This window comes from Achromobacter sp. RW408 (genome assembly GCF_003184165.1).
GTDB classification, from domain to species: Bacteria; Pseudomonadota; Gammaproteobacteria; order Burkholderiales; family Burkholderiaceae_B; genus Achromobacter; species Achromobacter xylosoxidans.
Genome location: NZ_QHHO01000046.1, coordinates 1323152 through 1344305 on the forward strand (window position 1 = coordinate 1323152; position 21154 = coordinate 1344305).

Sequence of the window (21154 nt, forward strand, 5' to 3'; positions counted from 1 at the left end):
CCTTGGACACCCCCGCCTCACCTTCGCCACAGCTGGGCTTCGCCAGTGACAACACCGCCGGCGCCAGCCCGCAGATACTGGCCGCGCTGCTGCACGCCAATGAGGGACAGGCCCCCGCCTACGGCGCCGACGACATCACCCTGCGGGTCGAACGCCGCCTGGCCGAGATCTTCGAGCACGAGGTCGACGTGCTGCTGGTGCCCACCGGCACCGCCGCCAATTCGCTGTCGCTGGCGGCGCTGACGCCGCCCTGGGGCAGCGTGCTGTGCCATGCGCACAGCCACATCGCCAACGATGAATGCGGCGCGCCCCAGTTCTACAGCGGCGGCGCGCGCCTGGCGCTGCTCGATGGCGCCGCCTCCAAGCTCGACCCCGGGCAGCTGGCGCATGAAGCGCACCGCAAGGCCGGCGACGTGCATTCGATGCCGCCCGCCTGCGTCAGCATCACCCAGGCCACCGAGACCGGCAGCGTCTACTCGCTGGACGAGATCCAGGCCATCGGCGCCATCTGCCGCGACGCCGGGCTGCCCCTGCACATGGATGGCGCGCGCTTCGCCAATGCGCTGGTCAGCCTGGGCTGCACGCCCGCGGAAATGACCTGGAAGGCAGGCGTCGCGGCGCTGTCGTTCGGCGCCACCAAGAACGGCGTGCTGGGCGCCGAGGCCATCGTGCTGTTCGAGCCGGGGCGCGCCACGGAACTGGCCTACCGGCGTAAGCGCGGCGGCCACCTGTTCTCGAAGATGCGGCTGCTGTCGGCGCAGATGGAAGCGTATCTGGCGGACGACCTGTGGCTGGACAATGCGCGCCAGGCCAACGCCATGGCGGCGCGGTTGGCGGCCGGCATGGACGGCCTGCCCGGCGTGGCCTTGCAGGGACCTGTCCAGGCCAACATCCTGTTCTGCCAGTTGCCGGCCGCGGCCATCGACGGCCTGCTGGCACAAGGCTTTCGCTTCTACCATGACCGCTGGGGCCCGGGCGTGGCGCGGCTGGTCACCTCGTTCAGCACCCGCGAGCAGGATGTCGATCATTTCCTGGCGGCATTGCGGGCGCTGGCGCGGTAGGGATGCCCCGGGGCTGCGCCCCGCTCAAGCCGCGCGCCGGTAGGCCGAGGGAGGCACCCCGTAGGCGGCGCGGAAGGCCCGATTGAAATGGCTTTGGTCGTAGAAGCCGACATCGGCCGCGACCTGCGCGATCGTGGCTGGCGCGCGCGCCAGCGCGGCGCAGGCCCGTTCCAGGCGCAACCGCGTCAGCCAGGCGTGCGGCGTCAGGCCCACCGACAGCGCGAAGCGGCGTAGGAACTGGTAGCGGCTCAGCCCGCACAGCCGGGCCAGGTCTTCCAGCCCGATCTTGTCGCCCAGATGGCCCTGGCAGTAGTCCAGCACCGTCCGCTGGTGCGCGGGCGACAGGCCGCCGCGCACCGCCTGCGGCGCCACCGTGCCGGTGCGCGCGAACAGCGCGCCCATCAACGCCAGCGACGCGGCCTCGTGCGCCAGCGGTCCGGCGGCCGCGTCCGCCATCCAGGATGCGTGCAGCGCCACGAAGCGGGCCGCCAGCGCGCGATCCTCGATCAGGGTGCCCAGGAAGCGTTCGTCCGGCGCGCCGCCCGATACCTCGGCGATGAAATCGCGCATCAACTCGGGCGCGATGCGGAAGGTCTTCAGGGTATACGACTGGCCATAGTCGGCCACGCCAGCACCGTCATGCACCTCGCCGGGAGGCATCAGGGCGATACCGCCCGGCCCCAGCAGCGTGCTGCGGCCACGGAAGGTCTGGCGCTGCACGCCCTGGGTCACCAGGCCGACGTGATAGTCGACGTGGTAGTGCCGGTCGAACTGGAAGTCGACCAGGCGCGCCACGCCCAGCACCAGGCCGGGCGTGCCGGACACCGCTTGGTAACGCACATCGTCCTTCATCGTTGGCGCCATGATGCAAAGCGGCAGGTATAGGTCCTGGACGCGCCTCCCGTCATGTAATTTATTGCGGCGCTATTTCTTCAGCAAGGCCTTGAGCATGGCCATGCGCTCCTTGGGATTCATGGCCGCGGTGGCCTCGTCTTCCTGGATGCCCGGGGCGTCCAGGCCCATTTCCTCGATGAAACGCGACGGCTCGCGCACCAGGTCCTCGCGCGCGCGGCGGCGGCGCTTGCACCAGCTCAGGTTGAGGCTGCGCTGGGCGCGGGTGATCCCCACGTACATCAGCCGCCGTTCTTCCTGGATGCGGGTGGCCAGATTCTCGGCGGCGCGCGCCGGGTCGCCGACTTCGTCGTCCTTGCCCAGGTGCGGCAGCAGGCCTTCTTCGACGCCCGCCAGGTACACGTGCGGATACTCTAGGCCCTTGGAGGCATGCAGCGTCGACATCTTGACCGCGTCCGGTTCCTCTTCCTCGCCCCGCTCGAGCATGGTCACCAGCGCCACGTGCTGCACCAGCTCGAACAGCGACATGTTGTCCTCTTCGGCCTTGCGCTTGAGCCAACCGGTCAGTTCCAGCACGTTCTGCCAGCGGGTCTGCGCCGGCCGCTCATCGAACAGCTCGAACAGATGGCGTTCGTACTGGATCGCCTGCACCAGGTCGTCCAGGATCACGCCGGCGGGTTCGGCCGGCGCGCCATCGGCGCCGGCGGTGGCGCCACGGCCGGCGCGCCACTGCATGCGGCGGATGAATTCGGTGAAGGTGCGCAGCGGTTCGAGCTGGCGCGGCGCCAGCAGGCTTTCCAGCCCGGTCTCGTCGACCGCCGCCAGCAGCGACAGCTCGCGGCTGGCGGCATACTGGCCCAGCGTCTGCAGCGTGGCCTGGCCGATGCCGCGCTTGGGCGTGGTGGCGGCGCGGATGAAGGCCGGATCGTCCTCGTCGTTGGCCAGCAGCCGCAGATAGGCCAGGATGTCGCGCACCTCGGCCTTGTCGAAAAAGCTCTGGCCGCCCGCGATCGTGTACGGGATCTTCAGGTTGCGCAGCGCCTGCTCCAGGATGCGCGACTGGTGGTTGCCGCGATACAGGATGGCGAAGTCCTTCCACTGCGCCTGGCGCTCGAAGCGCGAGGCCGAGATTTTCATGGCGATGGACTCGGCCTCGTGTTCCTCGCCGTCCATCGCCGACACCAGGATCGGCTCGCCCACGCCCAGGTCCGACCACAGCTTCTTCTCGAACAGCTTGGGGTTCTTCTCGATCACCTGGTTGGCCGCGGCCAGGATGCGCTGCACCGAACGGTAGTTCTGCTCCAGCTTGATGAGCTTGAGGTTCGGATAGTCGGTGGTCAGCTTGGCCAGGTTCTCGATGGTGGCGCCGCGCCAGGCGTAGATGGCCTGGTCATCGTCTCCCACCGCGGTGAACATGGCGCGCGGGCCGGTCAACAGCTGCACCAGGCGGTACTGGCAGACGTTGGTGTCCTGGTACTCGTCGACCAGCAGGTAGCGCACGCGGTTCTGCCAGCGCGTGCGCACTTCTTCGTTGTTGGCCAGCAGGATGGCCGGGATGCGGATCAGGTCGTCGAAGTCCACCGCCTGGTAGGCGGCCAGCGTGGCGGCGTAGCTGCGGTAGACGTTGGCTGCCTCGACGTCGCCCGGCGTGATGGCTTCACGCGCGGCATCGTCGGGCTCCATCAGCGCGTTCTTCCACAGCGAGATGATGCCCTGCACGTGGCGCAGGCGGCCCTTGTCGGTGGTGGCCAGCAATTCCTGGATGATCGCCATGGCGTCATCGGCGTCGAGGATCGAGAACGTCGGCTTGAGACCCGCGTTGCGCGCCTCTTCGCGCAGGAGCTTCACGCCCAGCGAGTGGAAGGTACTGATGGTCAGGCCCTTGCCCAGCTTGCGGTCCACCAGCGTCCTGACGCGCTCGTCCATTTCGCGCGCGGCCTTGTTGGTGAAGGTCAGCGCCACCACGTTGCGGCCCATGTAGCCGCATTCGCGCAGCAGGTAGGCGATCTTCTGCGTGATGACGCGCGTCTTGCCACTGCCGGCGCCGGCCAGCACCAGGCAGGGACCGTCCAGGTACAGCACCGCCTCTTTCTGCGCGGGGTTCAGGCCGTGGCCGATGGGTTCGTGTGCGGACATGGGATTCGGGGAAAGGGGAACGACATAGAGTAATCGGACGGGCGCGGCGCGCGGGTCAGATTTCCAGCGGGTCGACCTCCAGCTGCCAGCGCACCCGGGCCTCGTTGGCCAGGTACGGCAGGTGGTGCGACCACGACGCCAGGAAGGCCTGCAACGCCGGGCGGCTGGTGCTCTCCACCAGCAGCTGGGCGCGCTCGATATTGGCCACCCGCACCACGCGCAACGGCACCGGGTCGTACAGCATGATCGCGTCCAGCCCCGGAAAATCGGCGGCCCACTCGCCTTCGGGCAGGGCGCGCGCCTGTTGCAGGAAAGCCTGCGCCACCGCCAGCTCGCGCGCCTCGGCCGTCAGCAGGGCCTGGTAGGCGAACGGCGGCAGGCCGGTGCTTTCGCGCTCTTGCAGCGCATGGCGCGCAAAGCCCGCGTAGTCGTGGCGCAGCAGCGCCTGGTACACCGGCTGCTCGGGATAGCCGGTCTGGATGATGACCTGGCCGTTGCCCTGGTGGCGGCCGGCGCGGCCCGCCACCTGCATCAACTGGGCGAACAGGCGTTCGGGCGCGCGGAAATCATGCGCGAACAATGCCGAATCGGGGTTGAGCACGCCGACCAGCCCGAGCCGCGCGAAGTCGTGGCCCTTGGACACCATCTGCGTGCCGACCAGGATGTCGACCTCGCCCGCATGCACCGATGCGAACAACGCCTCGGCGCTGCCTTTCTTGCGGGTGCTGTCGGCGTCGATGCGCAGGATGCGCGCCTCGGGGAACAGTTCGGCCAGGTGTTCCTCGACCCGCTGCGTGCCGCGCCCCATCGGCGCCAGGTCCTGGTCGCCGCATTCGGGGCAGGCATGCGGCACCGGCGCCTGGTAGCCGCAGTGGTGGCATTGCAGGCGGTGGCCGCGGCCGGCGGCGCGGTGCAGCACCGTGAAGGCGGTGCAGCGCGGGCAATTGCTGACCCAGCCGCAGGACTGGCAATGCAGCACCGGCGCGTAACCGCGGCGGTTCAGGAAGATCAGCGACTGTTCCTTGCGCGCCAGCCGTTCGCCCAGGGCCTCCAGCAACTGCGGCGACATGCCGTGCTTCATCTGCAGGCGGCGGGTGTCGACCAGCTTCATGGCCGGCAGCGAACTGGCGCGGGCGCGCGCCGGCAGCGCCAGCCGCAGGTAGCGGCCGCGCTCGGCATGCTGCCAGGTTTCCAGCGACGGCGTGGCCGAGCCCAGCACCACCGGAATGTCGAGATCATGGGCGCGCCACACCGCCAGGTCGCGCGCGGAATAGCGCAGGCCGTCCTGCTGCTTGTACGAGGCGTCGTGCTCTTCGTCGACCACGATCAGGCCCAGCTCGCTCATGGGCGCGAAGATCGCCATGCGCGTGCCCAGCAGCATGCGCGCCTGGCCACGCTGCGCGCGCGCCCAGGCCTGCAGTCGTTCGCCATCGGACAGGCCGCTGTGCAGCACCGCCAGGCCGTCCGGCCCCAGCAGGCCTTCCAGCCGGGCGCGCAACGCGCCTTCCAGCTGCGGCGTCAGGTTGATTTCCGGCACCAGCAGCAGCACCTGGCGGCCCGTGGCCAGCACTTTTTCGGCGGCGCGCAGGTAGACCTCGGTCTTGCCGCTGCCAGTCACGCCATACAACAGCACGGGCTTGAACCTGGCGAGCCCCGCGATGGTGTCCACCGCTTGGCGCTGCGCATCGTTCAGCTCGGGCGGCTGGTCGGCCGTGGCCGGGTCGCGGACCGCCTTGCGCTTGCGTCCGTCCAGCCGCGCCACCGGGCCGCCGGCCGAGCGCTTGCCCTGGTAGGCGGTCGGCTTGCGCAGCGGCGGCGGCAGCGTCGGCAGCATCACCTCGCCCAGCGGCCGCTGGTAGTACTCGGCGGCAAAGCGCGCCAGGCGCAGCCAGCCTTCGTCAAAGGGCGGCAGGTCGCGCAGCACTTCCTCGATCGGCTTGATCTGCCTGGGCTCGTAGGACGGCTCGGCCGGGTTGTCCACCACCACGCCGATCAGCTTGCGGCGGCCGAACGGCACGATCACCCGCAGGCCGGCGGCGATCGGCTCGTGGTGGCGGTAATCGAATGGGCCGGGCAAGGGCACGTCCAGCGCGACGCGCACCCAGCAGACCGCCGCGGGCGCGGCCGGCGTGGATTCGACCAGCGCGAAGACTTCAGACATGGAGGAGAAAACGGAACATGGACGGTGCGGGCCCGCAAGTCGGGAAAACGGTGTCGGGAAAATGGGCCGGGCCGGCCAGAGGGGATTGTCGCCTCAACCCCTTCCAGAACGCCAGGGGAAGCCTGTGGATAACTTTGGGGAAAAGGCCGGGGCAACGTTAAATATTGGAATAAGGCAAGATTGCATCAAGTCTTGCAATCCTGTTGAAAACTTATTTTATTCCATTAAAAACAACGACTTGTACAAACTTCCAAGATTGTAAAATAGCTTATAAAGGGTTTTCCCCGAGCGCAATCTTGCTGTGCACAACTGCGCTCGGGAGGCCTCGACGCCCGGCCCTGCGGGCCGAAGCGTTCACTCACTTACCCTCTGAGCGAACGGCTGTGACGGTGGACTTCATCCACCAATTCCGCTACCGCGTCTGGGGGAGTGAAGCGCGAAATGCCATGCCCCAGGTTGAACACATGCCCACCTTTGCCCACCGGCCCGAAAGCGTCCAGCACGCGGCGAGCCTCGGCGCGGATGGCGTCGGCGCCGCCGAACAGGGCCATCGGGTCGAGGTTGCCCTGGAACGCGACGCAGTCGCCGGTGCGGCGCCGCGCCGCCGCCAGGTCGACGGTCCAGTCCAGGCCCACGGCGTCGCAGCCGCAGGCGGCGATGTCTTCCAGCCACTGGCCGCCGCCCTTGGTGAAGACAATGGCCGGCACGCGGCGGCCTTCGTGTTCGCGCGTCAGGCCGGCCACCACCTTGCGGGTGTAGGCCAGCGAAAACTGCTGGAACAGACCGTCGGCCAGCACACCGCCCCAGCTGTCGAACAGCATGACGGCCTGCGCGCCCGCCGTGATCTGGGCGTTCAGGTATTGCAGCGTGGCTTCGGCGTTGATTTCCAGGATGCGGTGCAGCAGGTCCGGACGCGAATACAGCATGGTCTTGATCAGCCGGTAATCGTCGCTGCCCTGCCCTTCGACCATGTAGCAGGCGATGGTCCAGGGACTGCCGGCAAAGCCGATCAGCGGCACCTTGCCGTCCAGGTCGCGGCGGATGGTGCCGACGGCATCGAACACATAGCGCAGCTTGTCCATGTCGGGCACCGCCAGGCGCGCCACGTCGTCCTCGGTACGCACCGGACGGGCAAAGCGCGGCCCCTCGCCTTCGGCGAAGTCCAGGCCCAGGCCCATGGCGTGCGGCACGGTCAGGATGTCGGAAAACAGGATGGCCGCGTCCAGGTCGAAACGCTCCAGCGGCTGCAGCGTGACTTCCGAGGCGTAGTCCGGATTCTGAGCCAGGCCCATGAAGGAACCGGCCCGGGCCCGCGTCTCGCGGTATTCGGGCAGGTAGCGGCCCGCCTGGCGCATCAGCCAGATCGGGGTGTAGGGCACGGGCTCGCGCAGCAGCGCGCGCAAGAACACATCGTTCTTCAAGACGGAAGCGGACACGACTATCCTCGATGATCGGAAGCCGTGATTTTACTGCCCCAAGCTGACAGGGTGCGGCGCGCACGCGATCCGGGCTTGCCGTGACGCAAGCCGCCGCGCTTTCGTCACGGGTTGGCGACACGCGGCGCCGCGACCGCCGCGCAACCGCTGCCGGGCAGGGCCGCCGGCGCTAGTCTCGCGCCTGCTCGGCCTGCCGGCGGTAGGGTCCGGCATCGATGCCATGCTTGCGCATCAGCGCCCAGAAAGCCCGCCGATGCTTGCTGGAGGCGCGCGCGGCGCGCGCCACGTTGCCCTGGTGGCGGGACAGCGCCAGGCGGATATAGTCGGATTCGAAACCATCGACCACGCGCGCCTTGGCCTGCCGGAAGGGTTCCTGGGCTTCGCGGCCCGGCTGGTAGCGCATCCCCGCCAGCCCCTGTTGCAACACCTGCCGAGGCACCCGCGGCCGGACGTCGGCCGCGCCAACGGCGCGTGGCGCGGCGGCGGCGTATATCACGCCGGGTTCTTCCACCAGGCCGCCCGGCAAGGGCGCGCGCCGCGCCAGCCGGCCGAGCCGCACGCGCAGGCTTTCCAGGCAGTACGGCGACGCGATGAAATCGGCGGCGCCCAGGCGCAGCAGGTCTTCGATGGCGGGCGCGGTCATGTCGTGCACCAGCAGCAGGATGGGCGTGGCAAGCGTGCCGCGGGCCTGCTGCAAGGACATGCGGGTCCACGCCAGCGAAGCCGGCGCGACCGGCAGGACGCAGTGATCGTAGCGGCGCAACCCCACCGCCAGCCCCGCCAGCGCGTGCGTATCCGGACCACCCGGACCGCTGCCCGGCAGCCGCAGGTGCACCAGATGCAAACGCACCCGCGCCAGCCGCGGCTGGTCGCGCGCGACCCAGTCGCCCATGGCGGTTTCGTGGCCGGGCGCCAGCAGCACCCCGCAATCCATGGTTTCTCGCACGCCACCCTCCAGCTTCGAATTGCAATGCCTGAAGGCTACCGGCGCGCCAGCCGGGCCGCCATTCGTAGCGAACGCAGGCCGGCCTGCGGCTGACCGAGGGGTTGCGCAGCCGTGGCCGCGCAAATGAAAAAAGCGGCCCATGGCCGCTTTTCCCGGATCCGGGGCGAACCCCGGCAGGTCATGCTTGCGCTCAGTGCGAGCGGCCGCCTTGGCGCAGCTTGCGCGCCGCGATGGCTTGCGCCGCCAGCATGGCCAGCTCGGCCTCGACAACCGCGATGTCCGCCTTGTCCTTGGCGTTGGCCAGGGCCTCTTCGGCGCGCTTGCGCGCTTCCAGGGCACGGGCCTCGTCCAGGTCGGCGGCGCGGATGGCGGTGTCGGCCAGGACCGTCACGCTGCCCGGCTGCACTTCCAGAATGCCCCCGGCGACGAAGATGTTCTCCTCGCCTTGGTCGGCACGGACGATCTTGACCGTCCCGGGGCGTACGCGCGAGATCAGCGGGGTGTGGCCGGGCAGGATGCCCAGCTCACCCGCCTCGCCAGGCAGCACCACGAACTTCGCCTCACCGGAGAAGATCGCTTCCTCTGCGCTGACGACATCCACATGCAGGGTAGCCATATCGGTTCCTTATTGCAGTTTCTTGGCCTTCTCGAAGGCCTCGTCGATCGAGCCGACCATGTAGAAGGCCTGTTCCGGCAGCGCATCGCACTCGCCGTTCACGATCATCTTGAAACCACGGATGGTTTCGGCCAGCGGCACGTACTTGCCGGGCGAACCGGTGAACACTTCGGCCACGTGGAACGGCTGCGACAGGAAACGCTGGATCTTGCGGGCGCGGGCCACGGCCTGCTTGTCTTCCGGCGACAGTTCGTCCATGCCCAGAATCGCGATGATGTCGCGCAGTTCCTTGTAGCGCTGCAGCGTCTGCTGCACGCCACGGGCCACGGCGTAGTGCTCTTCGCCGACGACTTGCGGGTCGAGCTGGCGGCTGGACGAGTCCAGCGGGTCCACGGCCGGGTAGATACCCAGGGCGGCGATATCACGCGACAGCACGACGGTCGAGTCCAAGTGCTGGAAGGTGGTGGCGGGCGACGGGTCGGTCAAGTCGTCAGCGGGCACGTACACGGCCTGGATCGAGGTGATCGAGCCGGTCTTGGTGGACGTGATGCGCTCTTGCAGCTTGCCCATTTCCTCGGCCAGCGTGGGCTGGTAGCCCACCGCCGACGGCATACGGCCCAGCAGCGCCGACACTTCGGTACCGGCCAGGGTGTAGCGGTAGATGTTGTCCACGAAGAACAGGATGTCGCGGCCTTCGTCGCGGAACTTCTCGGCCATCGTCAGGCCGGTCAGCGCCACGCGCAGACGGTTGCCCGGGGGTTCGTTCATCTGACCGAACACCATGGCGACCTTGTCCAGAACGTTCGACTCTTCCATTTCGTGGTAGAAGTCGTTGCCTTCACGGGTACGCTCACCCACGCCGGCGAACACCGACAAGCCGCTGTGCTGCTTGGCGATGTTGTTGATCAGTTCCATCATGTTGACGGTCTTGCCCACGCCGGCGCCGCCGAACAGGCCGACCTTGCCGCCCTTGGCGAACGGGCACACCAGGTCGATAACCTTGATGCCGGTTTCCAGCAGTTCCACCGACGGCGACAGCTCGTCGAAACGGGGAGCCGGTTGGTGAATGCCACGCTTTTCGTCGTGCTGGATTTCGCCAGCTTCGTCGATCGGGCGGCCCAGCACGTCCATGATGCGGCCGAGCGTGCCGGTGCCGACCGGCACCGAGATCGGGGCGCCGGTGCCGGCGACCTTCATGCCGCGGCGCAGGCCGTCGCTGGAGCCCAGGGCGATGGTACGCACCACGCCGTCACCCAGCTGTTGCTGCACTTCCAGCGTCAGACCCTTTTCGGCGAACGAGGAACCCTCGTCGACCAGAGTAAGCGCTTCGTAGATCTTGGGCATGTGATCGCGGGGGAACTGAATATCCACCACGGCGCCGATGCACTGAACGATGGTTCCGTTGCTCATGTCGATTCCTTGCTTGATAGCTTTTGACGGGATGCTGCCTGCCTCAGACGGCGGCAGCGCCCCCTACGATTTCCGAAATTTCCTTGGTGATCGCGGCCTGGCGGGTCTTGTTGTAGACCAGCTGCAGATCGCCGATGACCTTCTTGGCGTTGTCCGACGCCGCCTTCATGGCGACCATCCGGGCCGACTGCTCCGAAGCCATGTTCTCGGCCACGGCTTGGTACAGCAGGCCTTCCACGTAACGCTGCAGCAGGTCGTCGATCACGCTACGAGCGTCGGGTTCGTAGATGTAATCCCAGCTGTAATCCGATTTCACTTCCGAAGTCTTGGCCAGGCTTTCGGCGCCCGTCTGGTACGGATCTTCCAAACCGCTGGCCAGGGGCAGCAGACGCAGGAACAGCGGCTCCTGCTTCATCGTGTTGACGAAGCGGGTCGAAGCCACGTACAGCGCGTCGATGCGGCCTTCCAGGTAGGCGTCCAGCTGCACCTTGATCGCGCCCAGCAGGCGATCCAGTTGCGGCTTGTCGCCCAGTTGCACTTCCTGGGAAACCAGCTTGGCGCCGATACGGGACAGCACGCCCACGCCCTTGTTGCCGAAAGCGGTCGCTTGAACGGCGATGCCGTTTTTCTCGAACTCTTTCAGCTTCGACAGCACCACGCGGGTGATGTTGGTGTTCAAGCCGCCGCACAGACCCTTGTCCGTCGTCACCATGACCACGCCGACCGCCTTGACTTCGCGCTCGACTAGGTACGGGTGGCTGTACTCGGGGTTGGCCTGCATCAGGTGCGCGGCGATCTCGCGCACCTTGGTGGCGTACGGACGGCCCGCGCGCATCCGCTCCTGCGCCTTGCGCATCTTGGATGCGGCGACCATTTCCATCGCCTTGGTGATCTTGCGCGTGTTTTGCACGCTCTTGATCTTGGTTCGGATTTCCTTAATTCCGGGCATTGCGCTTTCCTGTGAAGACTGGCCGATGGGTTGGCGCTTGCGCCTCAACCATCCGATAAGGATGGGTGAGGCGCAGCTGACGCCTAACCCATCACTTTCTTAAAAAGCACCGTGCTTCTTGAATTCCTGGATGGCGGCGGCGAGTTCGCCTTCGTCGTCCTTGGACAGTTCCTTGGTGTCTTCGACGCGCTGGATCAGGGCGGCGTGCTTGGCCTTGAGCTGGTCCTTGAGCGCCTTTTCGAACGACAGCACCTGGGCCACGTCCACGTCATCCAGGTAGCCGTTGTTGACCGTGTACAGCGTGACGGCCAGTTCCCACACCTGCAGCGGCTGGTATTGCGGCTGCTTGAGCAGTTCGACCACGCGCTTGCCGCGCTCGAGCTGGCGACGGGTGGCGTCGTCCAGGTCCGAGGCGAACTGCGCGAAGGCGGCCAGTTCACGGTACTGCGCCAGGTCGGTACGGATACCGCCGGACAGCTTCTTGACGACCTTGGTCTGGGCGGCGCCGCCCACGCGCGACACCGAGATACCGGCGTTGATGGCGGGACGCACACCAGCGTTGAACAGGTCGGTTTCCAGGAAGATCTGGCCGTCGGTGATCGAGATCACGTTGGTCGGAACGAAGGCCGACACGTCGCCCGCCTGGGTTTCGATGATCGGCAGCGCGGTCAGCGAGCCGGTCTTGCCCTTGACGGCGCCATCGGTGAACTTCTCGACGTAGTCTTCGTTCACGCGGGCGGCACGTTCCAGCAGGCGCGAGTGCAGGTAGAACACGTCGCCCGGGTAGGCTTCGCGGCCCGGCGGACGGCGCAGCAGCAGCGAGACCTGGCGGTAGGCCCAGGCTTGCTTGGTCAGGTCGTCATAGACGATCAGGGCGTCTTCGCCGCGATCGCGGAAGTATTCGCCCATCGTGCAGCCGGCGTAGGCGGCCAGGTACTGCATGGCGGCGGAGTCCGAAGCCGAGGCGGCCACGACGATGGTGTATTCCATCGCGCCGTGCTCTTCCAGCTTGCGCACCACGTTGTTGATCGTCGAAGCCTTCTGGCCGATGGCGACGTACACGCAGGTGACGCCCTTGCCCTTCTGGCTGATGATGGTGTCGACGGCCACGGCGGTCTTGCCGGTCTGGCGGTCGCCAATGATCAGTTCGCGCTGGCCACGGCCGATGGGAACCATCGAGTCGATAGCCTTGATGCCGGTTTGCAGCGGCTGCGACACCGAGCGGCGGGCGATAACGCCGGGGGCCACTTTTTCGATGATGTCGGTGGCCTTGGCGTTCACGGGGCCCTTGCCGTCGATCGGCTCGCCCAGCGTGTTGACCACGCGGCCTTTCAGCTCGGGGCCGACCGGCACTTCCAGAATGCGGCCGGTCGTCTTGACCGCGTCGCCTTCGGACACGCCGGTGTAGTCACCGAGAATAACGGCGCCGACGGAATCACGCTCGAGGTTGAGCGCCAGACCGAAGACGTTGTTGGGGAATTCGAGCATTTCGCCCTGCATCACGTCGGACAGGCCGTGGATGCGGGTAATACCGTCGGTCACGGACACGACGGTGCCCTGAGTACGGACATCAGCCGAAGCGCCCAGGCCCTCGATGCGGCTCTTGAGCAGTTCGCTGATCTCGGAGGGATTGAGTTGCATATTGACTCCTGGAATCCTGTTAGTGCTGCCTTTAAGCGGCGAGCGTATCGCGCATGCGGGCCAATTGGGCTTGTACGGAAGTATCGAGCACCTGGTCCCCGACGGCCACGCGCACGCCGCCGATCAACGACTGGTCGACGGTGACGACGGGCTTGAGCTTCAGGCCGAATTTCTTCTCGAGGGCGGCGACCAGTTCTTGGACCTGGGCGTCGCTCAGCTCGAACGCGCTGGTGATTTCCGCCTGCGCCGTGCCGTCGTGACGGTTCCGCAGCACCACGAATTGCGTGGCGATCTCGGGCAGCAGCAGCAACCGGTCGTTTTCGACCAGCAGCTCGATGAAATTGCGGGCGGCCTGGGGCAGTTCGGCCTTCACCAGGCCGGTGAACAGCTCGACGCGCTGCTTGTCACCCAGACGCGGATCGGCCATGGCCTCGCGCACGTCGGGGTTGGAGGCGACCTGCGACAGCTCGCTGACCAGGTCGGCCCAAGCCTGCAGGCCCGCCTTGTCGTCGCGCGCGGCGGCGAACAGGGCTTCGGCGTACGGCCTGGCAACAGTGGAAAGTTCAGCCATGACGGTCCCGGATTAAAGCTGCGCGCGAAGCTGGTTCAGCAGCTCGGCGTGGGCGCGGGCGTCAACCTCGCGCTTGAGGATCTGCTCAGCACCCTTGACGGCCAGCGCGGCGACGTCGTCGCGCAGCGAATCACGGGCGCGCTGGACTTCCTGCGCGGCATCCTGTGCAGCTTGCGCCACGATGCGGGCACGCTCGGCTTCCGCTTCACGGCGGGCCTGCTCGATCAGGGAGGCGGCTTGCTTCTCGGCCTCGATGATGCGGGCGTGGTTTTCGGACTTGGCAGAAGCCTCGATCAGACTGACACGCGCCTGGGCCTGGGCCAGATCGGCCTTGCCCTTCTCCGCGGCGGCAAGGCCGTCGGCGATTTTTTGGCGGCGCTCGTCCATCGCCTTCGTCAGAGGAGGCCACACGAATTTCATCGTGAACCAGCCCAGAACGAAGAACACGAGCATCTGGAAAATGATCGTCGCGTTCAGATTCACGGTCGTTCCTTTAACACCTTGCGGCTCCGACGGCGCCCGGGACGGGCAACGCGGAGCACTCGATACTTTGCCGGCCGGCGACGGGGCTCAAGCCCGCATCGCCGCCAGCGTCATGACCCGCCTTTTCGCCGGCGGGCGTGCCTTAGCCGACGAACGGGTTGGCGAAGGCGAACAGCATGGCGATACCCACGCCGATCAGGAATGCCGCGTCGATCAGGCCAGCCAGCAGGAACATCTTGGTTTGCAGAGCGTTCATCAGTTCAGGCTGACGAGCCGAAGCTTCCAGGTATTTGCCGCCCATCAGTGCGATGCCGATGCAAGCGCCGATAGCGCCCAGACCGATGATAAGACCGCAAGCGAGAGCAACGAAAGCGACGTTGGTCATGACAACTCCTTGGTTAGAAATCTGAAGTCAAAAAATAAAAAGATTGGGGTACTGCTCAATGCAAGATGATCTTGCTATCCAGCGCCGGCCGGGTGGCCGACGCCGGAAATTCGGGGGATCAGTGGCCTTCGTGCGCCTGGCCGAGGTACACCAGGGTCAGCATCATGAAGATGAAGGCCTGGAGCAACACGATCAGGATGTGGAAGATGGCCCAGATCGAGCCGGCCAGCACGTGGCCGATTCCCAAGCCGATGCTGGCGCCGTTGAAACCGGTCCAGGCACCGCCCAAGAGGGCGATCAGCATGAAAATCAATTCGCCGGCGAACATGTTGCCGAACAACCGCATGCCCAGCGACACGGACTTGGCGGCGTATTCGATCAGGTTCAGCAGCAGGTTGAACGGAGCCAGGACGAGGGCGCCCAGGCCATGCGCATGGAACGGCGCGGTGAACAGTTCCTTGACGAAGCCGCCCGGGTGCTTGATCTTGATGCCGTAGTAGAACATCAGCAGCAGCACGCCCAGCGACATGCCCATCGGCACGTTCAGGTCGGCGGTCGGCAGCACGCGGTGGTAGTAGAGGGGGTCGCCATGGTGCGCGCCCAGGCCGGTCAGGCGCCAGATCGACGGCATCAGGTCGACGGGCAGCAGGTCCAGCGCGTTCATCAGGATGATCCAGAGGAACACGGTGAGGGCCAGCGGAGCGATGAAGAGGCGGCTCTTGGCATTGTGGACGATGCCCTTGGCCTGGTCGTCGACCATGTCGACGATCATTTCCACGAAGGCCTGGAAGCGGCCCGGGACGCCGGCGGTCGCGCGGCGGGCGGCGCGCCACAGGAAGAAGATGACGATCAGGCCCGTCAGGCCGGACCAGAACAACGAGTCGTAGTTGATGATGTCAAACTGAGCAATTGCAGTCTGTTTTTCGCCCGTATTGTTCAGGTGCACCAGGTGGTGCTGAATATAAGCGGACTGAGGCGACACGTCGCTGGCAGCAGCCATTTGAATCCTACCCTATTTGCTGTATGCCCGAGCCCTTGCGAGCCGGACGATTCCACGATTCCGTTTGCCGTAACCTACCCGGCAGCGCTATGACAACTTGCGGAACATCAAAAGCAGGAGATATCCCTTCAGGGTGAGTATCAGACCCAGCAGCGCGGCGGGCCAGACGAGGCTGTCCTGCGCCACACGCGAAAGCAGCCACAACAGCAATGCCGTTGCGAACAGCTTGATCAACTCACCAGAGAGAAAGGTAAAGGGACTGGCTTTACCGGCCCGAACACTGACAGCCAGGCGCAATGCGAACAACGCATTGGGTATGAAATACGCTCCTGCCCCCGCCAGCGCCGACCAACCTGCCGCCGCCCCTCCGACAACCCCCGCTATTACTGCTGCTGCGAGCCCCATGGCGCCTTGCGCCGCCAGTGCCAACAGGAGACCGCGGCCCGCCTGAGCATCCAGCGCCGCGCGATCCGCGTCACTGAGAACCAGCACCCGGTCCACCGGATCCTGACCCGCCAGAACCTGGCGTGCCTCGCCCTGTTGCGCAAGGGACTGGTTCATTCCACAGGACTCGTCCCGGGCCTTTCCACCCCAACCGCGCGCAGGTTCGTGCCGCACTGTGTTCTGCTGCATCAAACTTCCCCGCCTAAAGCCGTCGTATTAAAAGCCGTATCAGTAGCCGCGCACTAGCCGTCCTACAGCCGTTCATTACGAGCCTTGCCCCTGTCAGAACCGGCGAAATCATCGCCCTGTGTTCTTATCCCGCAAGCGTCAAACCCGCAGAGTATAGCGTGTTTTTTTTTGCCCAAGCAAATGAACTTTAGGGGGTTTGTAAGGCGACAACAGGCCCGGCCGGACGGCGCATCGGGACGGAAATTGGGGACGCGAATGACGTCGGCCACCGCGCCAAAGCGCGCGCCCGCGGGACGAAAAAATGCGACTCCCGAAGGAGCCGCGTGGAGCTGCCCGGCCGGTGGCGCCCACACGCCGCCCGGCCGCGCGCAGCGCGTCAGTCTTCCTTGACCGGCGGCGGCGCCCACAGCCCGTCCAGCGCCACGTCCTGCGGCCAGTACAGGCGCATGCTGAGCAGGAACGGGCCATCGGCGGCCGGCGTGGCCAGCCAGTTGGAACGCTTGCGCTCGCCCGGATCGCGGCGCTGGATGTAGATGTCGAGCGAACCGTCGGCGTTGTACTTCAGGTCGTCGGTGCTGCGCAGCGCGTAGCGATTGGCGGGGTTGTCCGGGAAGCCGTGCTTGTCGTTATAGACATGCAGCGACCAGAAGGCATTGGCCGGCGGCAGCTGGCCCTTCTCGAAGTGCAGCACGTAGTCTTCGTTCGAGTTGAGCGCGCGGCCCTTGTTGTCGGCCACCGTGACCGGATAGAGCACGTCTTCCGGCGTCGGCGCGCCCAGGCCGGCGTAGGCGATGGCGGCGCGGCGCGTGTAGTCGGTGCCGTAGGTGCCGATGCCGGTGAGCACGGTGTTCCAGCCATTGATCGGCGTGGCCAGGCGCGACACGCCGTCGGCGATGCGGCGGCCGGCCAGCGGCTGCGCGTCGGCCAGGGCCTGCTGCACGGTGGGGCTCAGGCGGCCATACGAAAACGGCTGGCGGCCATCCAGGCCGATGCGGCGCATGCGATCGAGCATGGGCGTGTCATTGGCATGCGGCGGGTTGTTGCGCAGCACGTCGAAGAACAAGGTGAAGAACGACGCGGCGTCCATGCTGGCGGCCTGCTCGGCCGGCGTACCTTCCGGCAGGTTCACCGGCATCGGCATGGGCACGTCGCTGCCGATCGGGGCCGAGCCGACGCCCGGGCCGGTCTGCGGATAAGGCGAGGCGCTGCCGGCGCCACGATGACGGCCGGGCACCGGCGCCGCCGCCACCATCGGACTGGCCGTCATGTTGGCCTGGATCTGGTTGACCCCGGCGTAGTCCTGCGGACCGCTGGTCTGGGTCCAGCCGATCAGCCAGCCGGTCGAGGTCGGGCTGTGGATCACGTCCATGCCCGGCGGCAGCGCGCCCTGCCAGTTCGGGCCGACGATGGCGAACGACTGGGCGCCGGGGCCGTTGGTGCGCGTGCCGCGCGAGGCGAACACGTCGCTCCACATGTCCAGCGCCGACAGCACCGTGTAGCGCTTGCCGGTATCCGGCAAGCGCACGATCAGCGGCGCGCGCGACACGTCGAACCACAGGCTGGAATACAGCGCGTCGGCGCTGGGCCACGGCGTATCGGCGGCGCGCGGGTCGGGGAACGCGGCCTTGTGCCCGAACTGGTTCATCGGCGCCTTGCCATCCAGCGGCGACTGCACGGCGGTGGCCTTGCGGCGCGCCAGTTCCATCAGCACCATGGGATAGGCGTAGACGTACGCATCGATCGCGGTGTCGCGCAATTCCTGCGCGCTCATCTGCGGCGCGGGCGCGGCGGCGGCGGGATACGGCGTTTCGGACACCAGCCGCAGCGTCGACCGCGGCGATTGGGCTTGCGTAGCGGTCACGAAGCAGACGCTCAACGCGCCCGCGAGCGCGGCGGCGGACCACCGGCGATTGAAGGGGGAAGTACGCATGCAAGGCTCCTTGTTGCTATTGTTTGCAGACGAGCCGCCGCGCATGAGGCTTACCAGTTCGGGCAAGCCTCTCTGGCGCGGCACCTCGTTTTCAGAGTGACGCCTTTTCAGGATAGGGCCGATCCCTGCAACAAGGTGCTGTCCAAAAGTTTCAAGGCGCAACGCCCGCGCGGAATCGCGCAGCCATGAAAAACGCGCCCGGGGTGGGCGCGTGTCGGAAACAGGGCGTCGAACGCGGATGCCCTGGTCCTGGCATGCCCGGCCCGGGGGGCCGGAGCGGGCGTAACAAGAATTAACGGTGTTTGAAGTCGGGTTTGCGCTTCTCGGTGAAGGCGGCCATGCCCTCCTTCTGGTCCTCGGTGGCGAACAGGGAATGGAACACGCGGCGCTCGAACAGCAGGCCTTCGTTGAGCGAACCCTCGAAGGCGCGGTTGACGCATTCCTTGGCCATCATGACCGACGGCAGCGACATCGACGCGATCACGGTGGCCGCGTCCATGGCTTCTTCCATCAGCTTGTTGGCCGCAACGACGCGCGACACCAGGCCGGCGCGCTCGGCTTCCTCGGCGCCCATCATGCGGGCGGTCAGGGCCAGGTCCATGGCCTTGGCCTTGCCCACCGCGCGCGGCAGGCGCTGCGTGCCGCCGGCGCCGGGGATGACGCCCAGCTTGATTTCCGGCTGGCCGAACTTGGCGGTGTCGGCGGCGATGATGATGTCGCACATCATGGCCAGTTCGCAGCCGCCGCCCAGGGCGTAGCCGGCGACCGCGGCGATCACGGGCTTGCGGATGCGCTTGAGGGTTTCCCAGTTGCGGGTGATGTATTCGCTGCCGTACACGTCCATGTACGACCAGTCTTTCATGGCGCCGATGTCGGCGCCCGCGGCAAAGGCCTTTTCACTGCCGGTGATGACCACGGCGCCGATGTCCGCGTCCGCCTCGAAAGCCAGCAGCGCCGCCCCGAGTTCGTTCATCAGTTGATCGTTGAGCGCGTTGAGCGCCTTGGGGCGGTTCAGCGTCAGCAGACCGACGCGGCCGCGGGTTTCGACCAGCACAAACGACTCGCTCATTACCTGTCTCCAGAGGATGGGATGAAATAAGATATACGCATGGAAAAAACCGATGCTTTCCCCATACTTTACCGCCTCGCGCCCCACGACCCCGCGGGGCACCGCTACCGGATAACCCTAACCGTCCAGGCGCCCTCGCCGGATGGCCAGCGCCTGTCGCTGCCGGCCTGGATTCCGGGCAGCTACCTGATCCGCGATTTTTCGCGCCAGATCGAGTCGCTGACGGCCCATGCGGGCAGCCGCCGCGTGCCTGTCGACAAAATAGACAATCACACCTGGCAGGCCGCGCCTTGCGACGGCCCGTTGCGGGTGGAGTACACGGTGTATGCCTGGGACCTGTCGGTGCGCGGCGCGCACCTGGACGAAACCCACGGCTTCTTCAACGGCACCAGCGTGTTCCTGCGGGTGCATGGGCAGGACCACCTGCCCTGCCTGGTGGACCTGGCGCCGCCGCGCGGCATCGATGGCTGGAAGGTCTACACCAGCCTGCCCGAGGCCCGCGGCCACAAGGGCGCGGCGCGCCGCCATGGCTTCGGCCTGTACCTGGCGCCGGACTACGACGCGCTGATCGATCATCCCGTTGAAATGGGCACGCCGCAGGTGGCGAGCTTCACGGCGCATGGCGCCGAGCATGAACTGGTGTTCACGGGCGTGGCGCCCAACCTGGACCTGGCCCGCATCACCGACGACGTGCGCAGGATCTGCGAAACGCAGATCGCCTTCTTCGAACCGCGCGGCAGGCGCGCGCCGTTCCTGGACAGCAGCGATCGCTATGTCTTCATGACCATGGTGACGGGCGACGGCTACGGCGGCCTGGAGCACCGCGCCAGCACGGCGCTGATGACGGCGCGCAAGGACCTGCCGGTGCTGGGCCAGCAGGGCCAGGGCGAAGGCTATCGCGGTTTCCTGGGACTGGTCAGCCACGAGTATTTCCACACCTGGAACGTCAAGCGCATCAAGCCGCAGGCGTTCGTTCCCTACGACCTGGCGCAGCCGGACCTGACGCGGCTGTTGTGGGTGTTCGAGGGGTTCACGTCCTACTACGACGATCTGCTGCTGCTGCGTTCCAACGTGATCACGCAGAACGATTACCTGCGCCTGCTGGCCAAGACCATCACCAGCGTGGCGCGCACGCCGGGTCGCCACAAGCAGTCGGTGGCGGAAAGTTCGTTCGACGCGTGGACGCGCTATTACAAGCAGGACGAGAATTCGCCCAATGCGCTGGTCAGCTATTACACCAAGGGCGCGCTGGTGGCGCTGGGGCTGGACCTGCTGATCCGCCAGGAGTCGGCGGGCGCGCATTCGCTGGACGATGTGATGCGGCTGTTGTGGCAGCGGTATGGGCGCGATTTCTATCGCGGCAAGGCGCAGGGGTTGGCGGAGGATGGCCTGCCGGCGCTGATCAAGGAGGCGACCGGGGTGGATGCGCGGCGCTTCATTGCGCGGCATGCCTACGGGACGGCGGATGTGCCGCTGGCGGAGCTGCTGGCCGCTCAAGGCGTCAAGCTGCAATGGAAAGCCTCGGTCAATATTCCTTCGCTGGATGTGCGCACGCGCAAGCAGGGGGATTCACTGGTGCTGGCGACCGTGCTGGAAGGCGGCGCCGGGCACAGGGGCGGGCTGTCGGCCGGGGATGTGCTGGTGGCGATCGATGGCTTGAAGGTCGAGGGGGCCGCGGGCGTCGAAGTGTTGCTGGGCCAGTATCGGGTGGGGGATCGCGTGAGCGTGCATGTGTTCAGGCGGGATGAGTTGCGGGTGTTTCAGGTTCGGTTGAGTGGGCCTGAGGCGTTGGATTGTGTGTTGTCGGTTGGGTGAGTATTTTTTTTTGGCCTTCTTTATTGGAAGGCCTTTTTTGCATTGGGGCGGTGGGGTTCT

At 66.5% G+C, this 21154-nt stretch carries 18 protein-coding genes; 2 read left to right on the forward strand and 16 right to left on the reverse strand.

The features are described 5' to 3' along the window. The first annotated feature begins 2 nt into the window (after positions 1-2). Positions 3-1061 carry a low specificity L-threonine aldolase gene (locus tag DK459_RS16215; RefSeq protein ID WP_026385151.1) on the forward strand — a complete coding sequence of 353 codons (1059 nt, stop codon included), beginning with the start codon at positions 3-5 and terminating at the stop codon, positions 1059-1061. A 24-nt stretch (positions 1062-1085) separates the two neighbouring features. Here the strand turns inward: DK459_RS16215 and DK459_RS16220 are convergent, their stop codons facing one another. The 16 genes from DK459_RS16220 to DK459_RS16295 all read right to left on the reverse strand — a co-directional run bounded on the left by DK459_RS16220 (position 1086) and on the right by DK459_RS16295 (position 19279). Further along, positions 1086-1913 (reverse strand): AraC family transcriptional regulator, encoded by an 828-nt coding sequence (locus tag DK459_RS16220; protein WP_024067549.1) that lies wholly within the window; start codon positions 1911-1913, stop codon positions 1086-1088. A 72-nt stretch (positions 1914-1985) separates the two neighbouring features. Continuing rightward, positions 1986-4049, reverse strand: a complete 2064-nt coding sequence (locus DK459_RS16225) for a UvrD-helicase domain-containing protein (protein ID WP_006386773.1) — start codon at positions 4047-4049, stop codon at positions 1986-1988. A 55-nt stretch (positions 4050-4104) separates the two neighbouring features. Then, positions 4105-6210, reverse strand: a complete 2106-nt coding sequence (locus DK459_RS16230; protein ID WP_024067548.1) for a primosomal protein N' — start codon at positions 6208-6210, stop codon at positions 4105-4107. 362 nt (positions 6211-6572) lie between these two features. Beyond that, a complete protein-coding gene (gene hemE / locus DK459_RS16235; RefSeq protein WP_054443749.1) occupies positions 6573-7646 on the reverse strand; it encodes a uroporphyrinogen decarboxylase in 1074 nt (357 codons plus the stop codon). A gap of 169 nt (positions 7647-7815) precedes the next feature. Further along, positions 7816-8592 carry a hypothetical protein gene (locus DK459_RS16240; RefSeq protein ID WP_026385149.1) on the reverse strand — a complete coding sequence of 259 codons (777 nt, stop codon included), beginning with the start codon at positions 8590-8592 and terminating at the stop codon, positions 7816-7818. A 190-nt stretch (positions 8593-8782) separates the two neighbouring features. After that, positions 8783-9208, reverse strand: coding sequence for a F0F1 ATP synthase subunit epsilon (locus DK459_RS16245; protein WP_006386769.1), 426 nt, complete (start codon positions 9206-9208; stop codon positions 8783-8785). 9 nt (positions 9209-9217) lie between these two features. Further along, complete coding sequence (gene atpD / locus DK459_RS16250) at positions 9218-10618, reverse strand: F0F1 ATP synthase subunit beta (RefSeq protein ID WP_006386768.1); 1401 nt, start codon at positions 10616-10618, stop codon at positions 9218-9220. 43 nt (positions 10619-10661) lie between these two features. Then, positions 10662-11567 carry a F0F1 ATP synthase subunit gamma gene (gene atpG / locus DK459_RS16255; protein ID WP_006386767.1) on the reverse strand — a complete coding sequence of 302 codons (906 nt, stop codon included), beginning with the start codon at positions 11565-11567 and terminating at the stop codon, positions 10662-10664. 99 nt (positions 11568-11666) lie between these two features. Next, positions 11667-13208: a F0F1 ATP synthase subunit alpha gene (gene atpA / locus DK459_RS16260; RefSeq protein ID WP_006386766.1), complete on the reverse strand. Its 1542-nt coding sequence runs from the start codon at positions 13206-13208 to the stop codon at positions 11667-11669. 31 nt (positions 13209-13239) lie between these two features. Further along, a complete protein-coding gene (locus tag DK459_RS16265; protein ID WP_006386765.1) occupies positions 13240-13779 on the reverse strand; it encodes a F0F1 ATP synthase subunit delta in 540 nt (179 codons plus the stop codon). A 12-nt stretch (positions 13780-13791) separates the two neighbouring features. Continuing rightward, positions 13792-14262 (reverse strand): F0F1 ATP synthase subunit B, encoded by a 471-nt coding sequence (locus tag DK459_RS16270; RefSeq protein WP_006227275.1) that lies wholly within the window; start codon positions 14260-14262, stop codon positions 13792-13794. Positions 14263-14404: 142 nt separating this feature from the next. Continuing rightward, positions 14405-14647, reverse strand: coding sequence for a F0F1 ATP synthase subunit C (gene atpE, locus DK459_RS16275; protein WP_003815363.1), 243 nt, complete (start codon positions 14645-14647; stop codon positions 14405-14407). Positions 14648-14765: 118 nt separating this feature from the next. Then, positions 14766-15647 (reverse strand): F0F1 ATP synthase subunit A, encoded by an 882-nt coding sequence (gene atpB, locus DK459_RS16280; RefSeq protein ID WP_006386764.1) that lies wholly within the window; start codon positions 15645-15647, stop codon positions 14766-14768. A gap of 87 nt (positions 15648-15734) precedes the next feature. Then, positions 15735-16148, reverse strand: a complete 414-nt coding sequence (locus tag DK459_RS16285) for an ATP synthase subunit I (protein WP_110134900.1) — start codon at positions 16146-16148, stop codon at positions 15735-15737. Between the two features lie 508 nt (positions 16149-16656). Further along, positions 16657-18210 (reverse strand): DUF1254 domain-containing protein, encoded by a 1554-nt coding sequence (locus tag DK459_RS16290; RefSeq protein WP_049050859.1) that lies wholly within the window; start codon positions 18208-18210, stop codon positions 16657-16659. A gap of 292 nt (positions 18211-18502) precedes the next feature. Then, positions 18503-19279: an enoyl-CoA hydratase gene (locus DK459_RS16295; RefSeq protein ID WP_110134866.1), complete on the reverse strand. Its 777-nt coding sequence runs from the start codon at positions 19277-19279 to the stop codon at positions 18503-18505. A gap of 39 nt (positions 19280-19318) precedes the next feature. Between DK459_RS16295 and DK459_RS16300 the strand changes: the two genes are divergently transcribed. Continuing rightward, a complete protein-coding gene (locus tag DK459_RS16300; protein WP_065423239.1) occupies positions 19319-21094 on the forward strand; it encodes a M61 family metallopeptidase in 1776 nt (591 codons plus the stop codon). Positions 21095-21154: the final 60 nt, after the last annotated feature.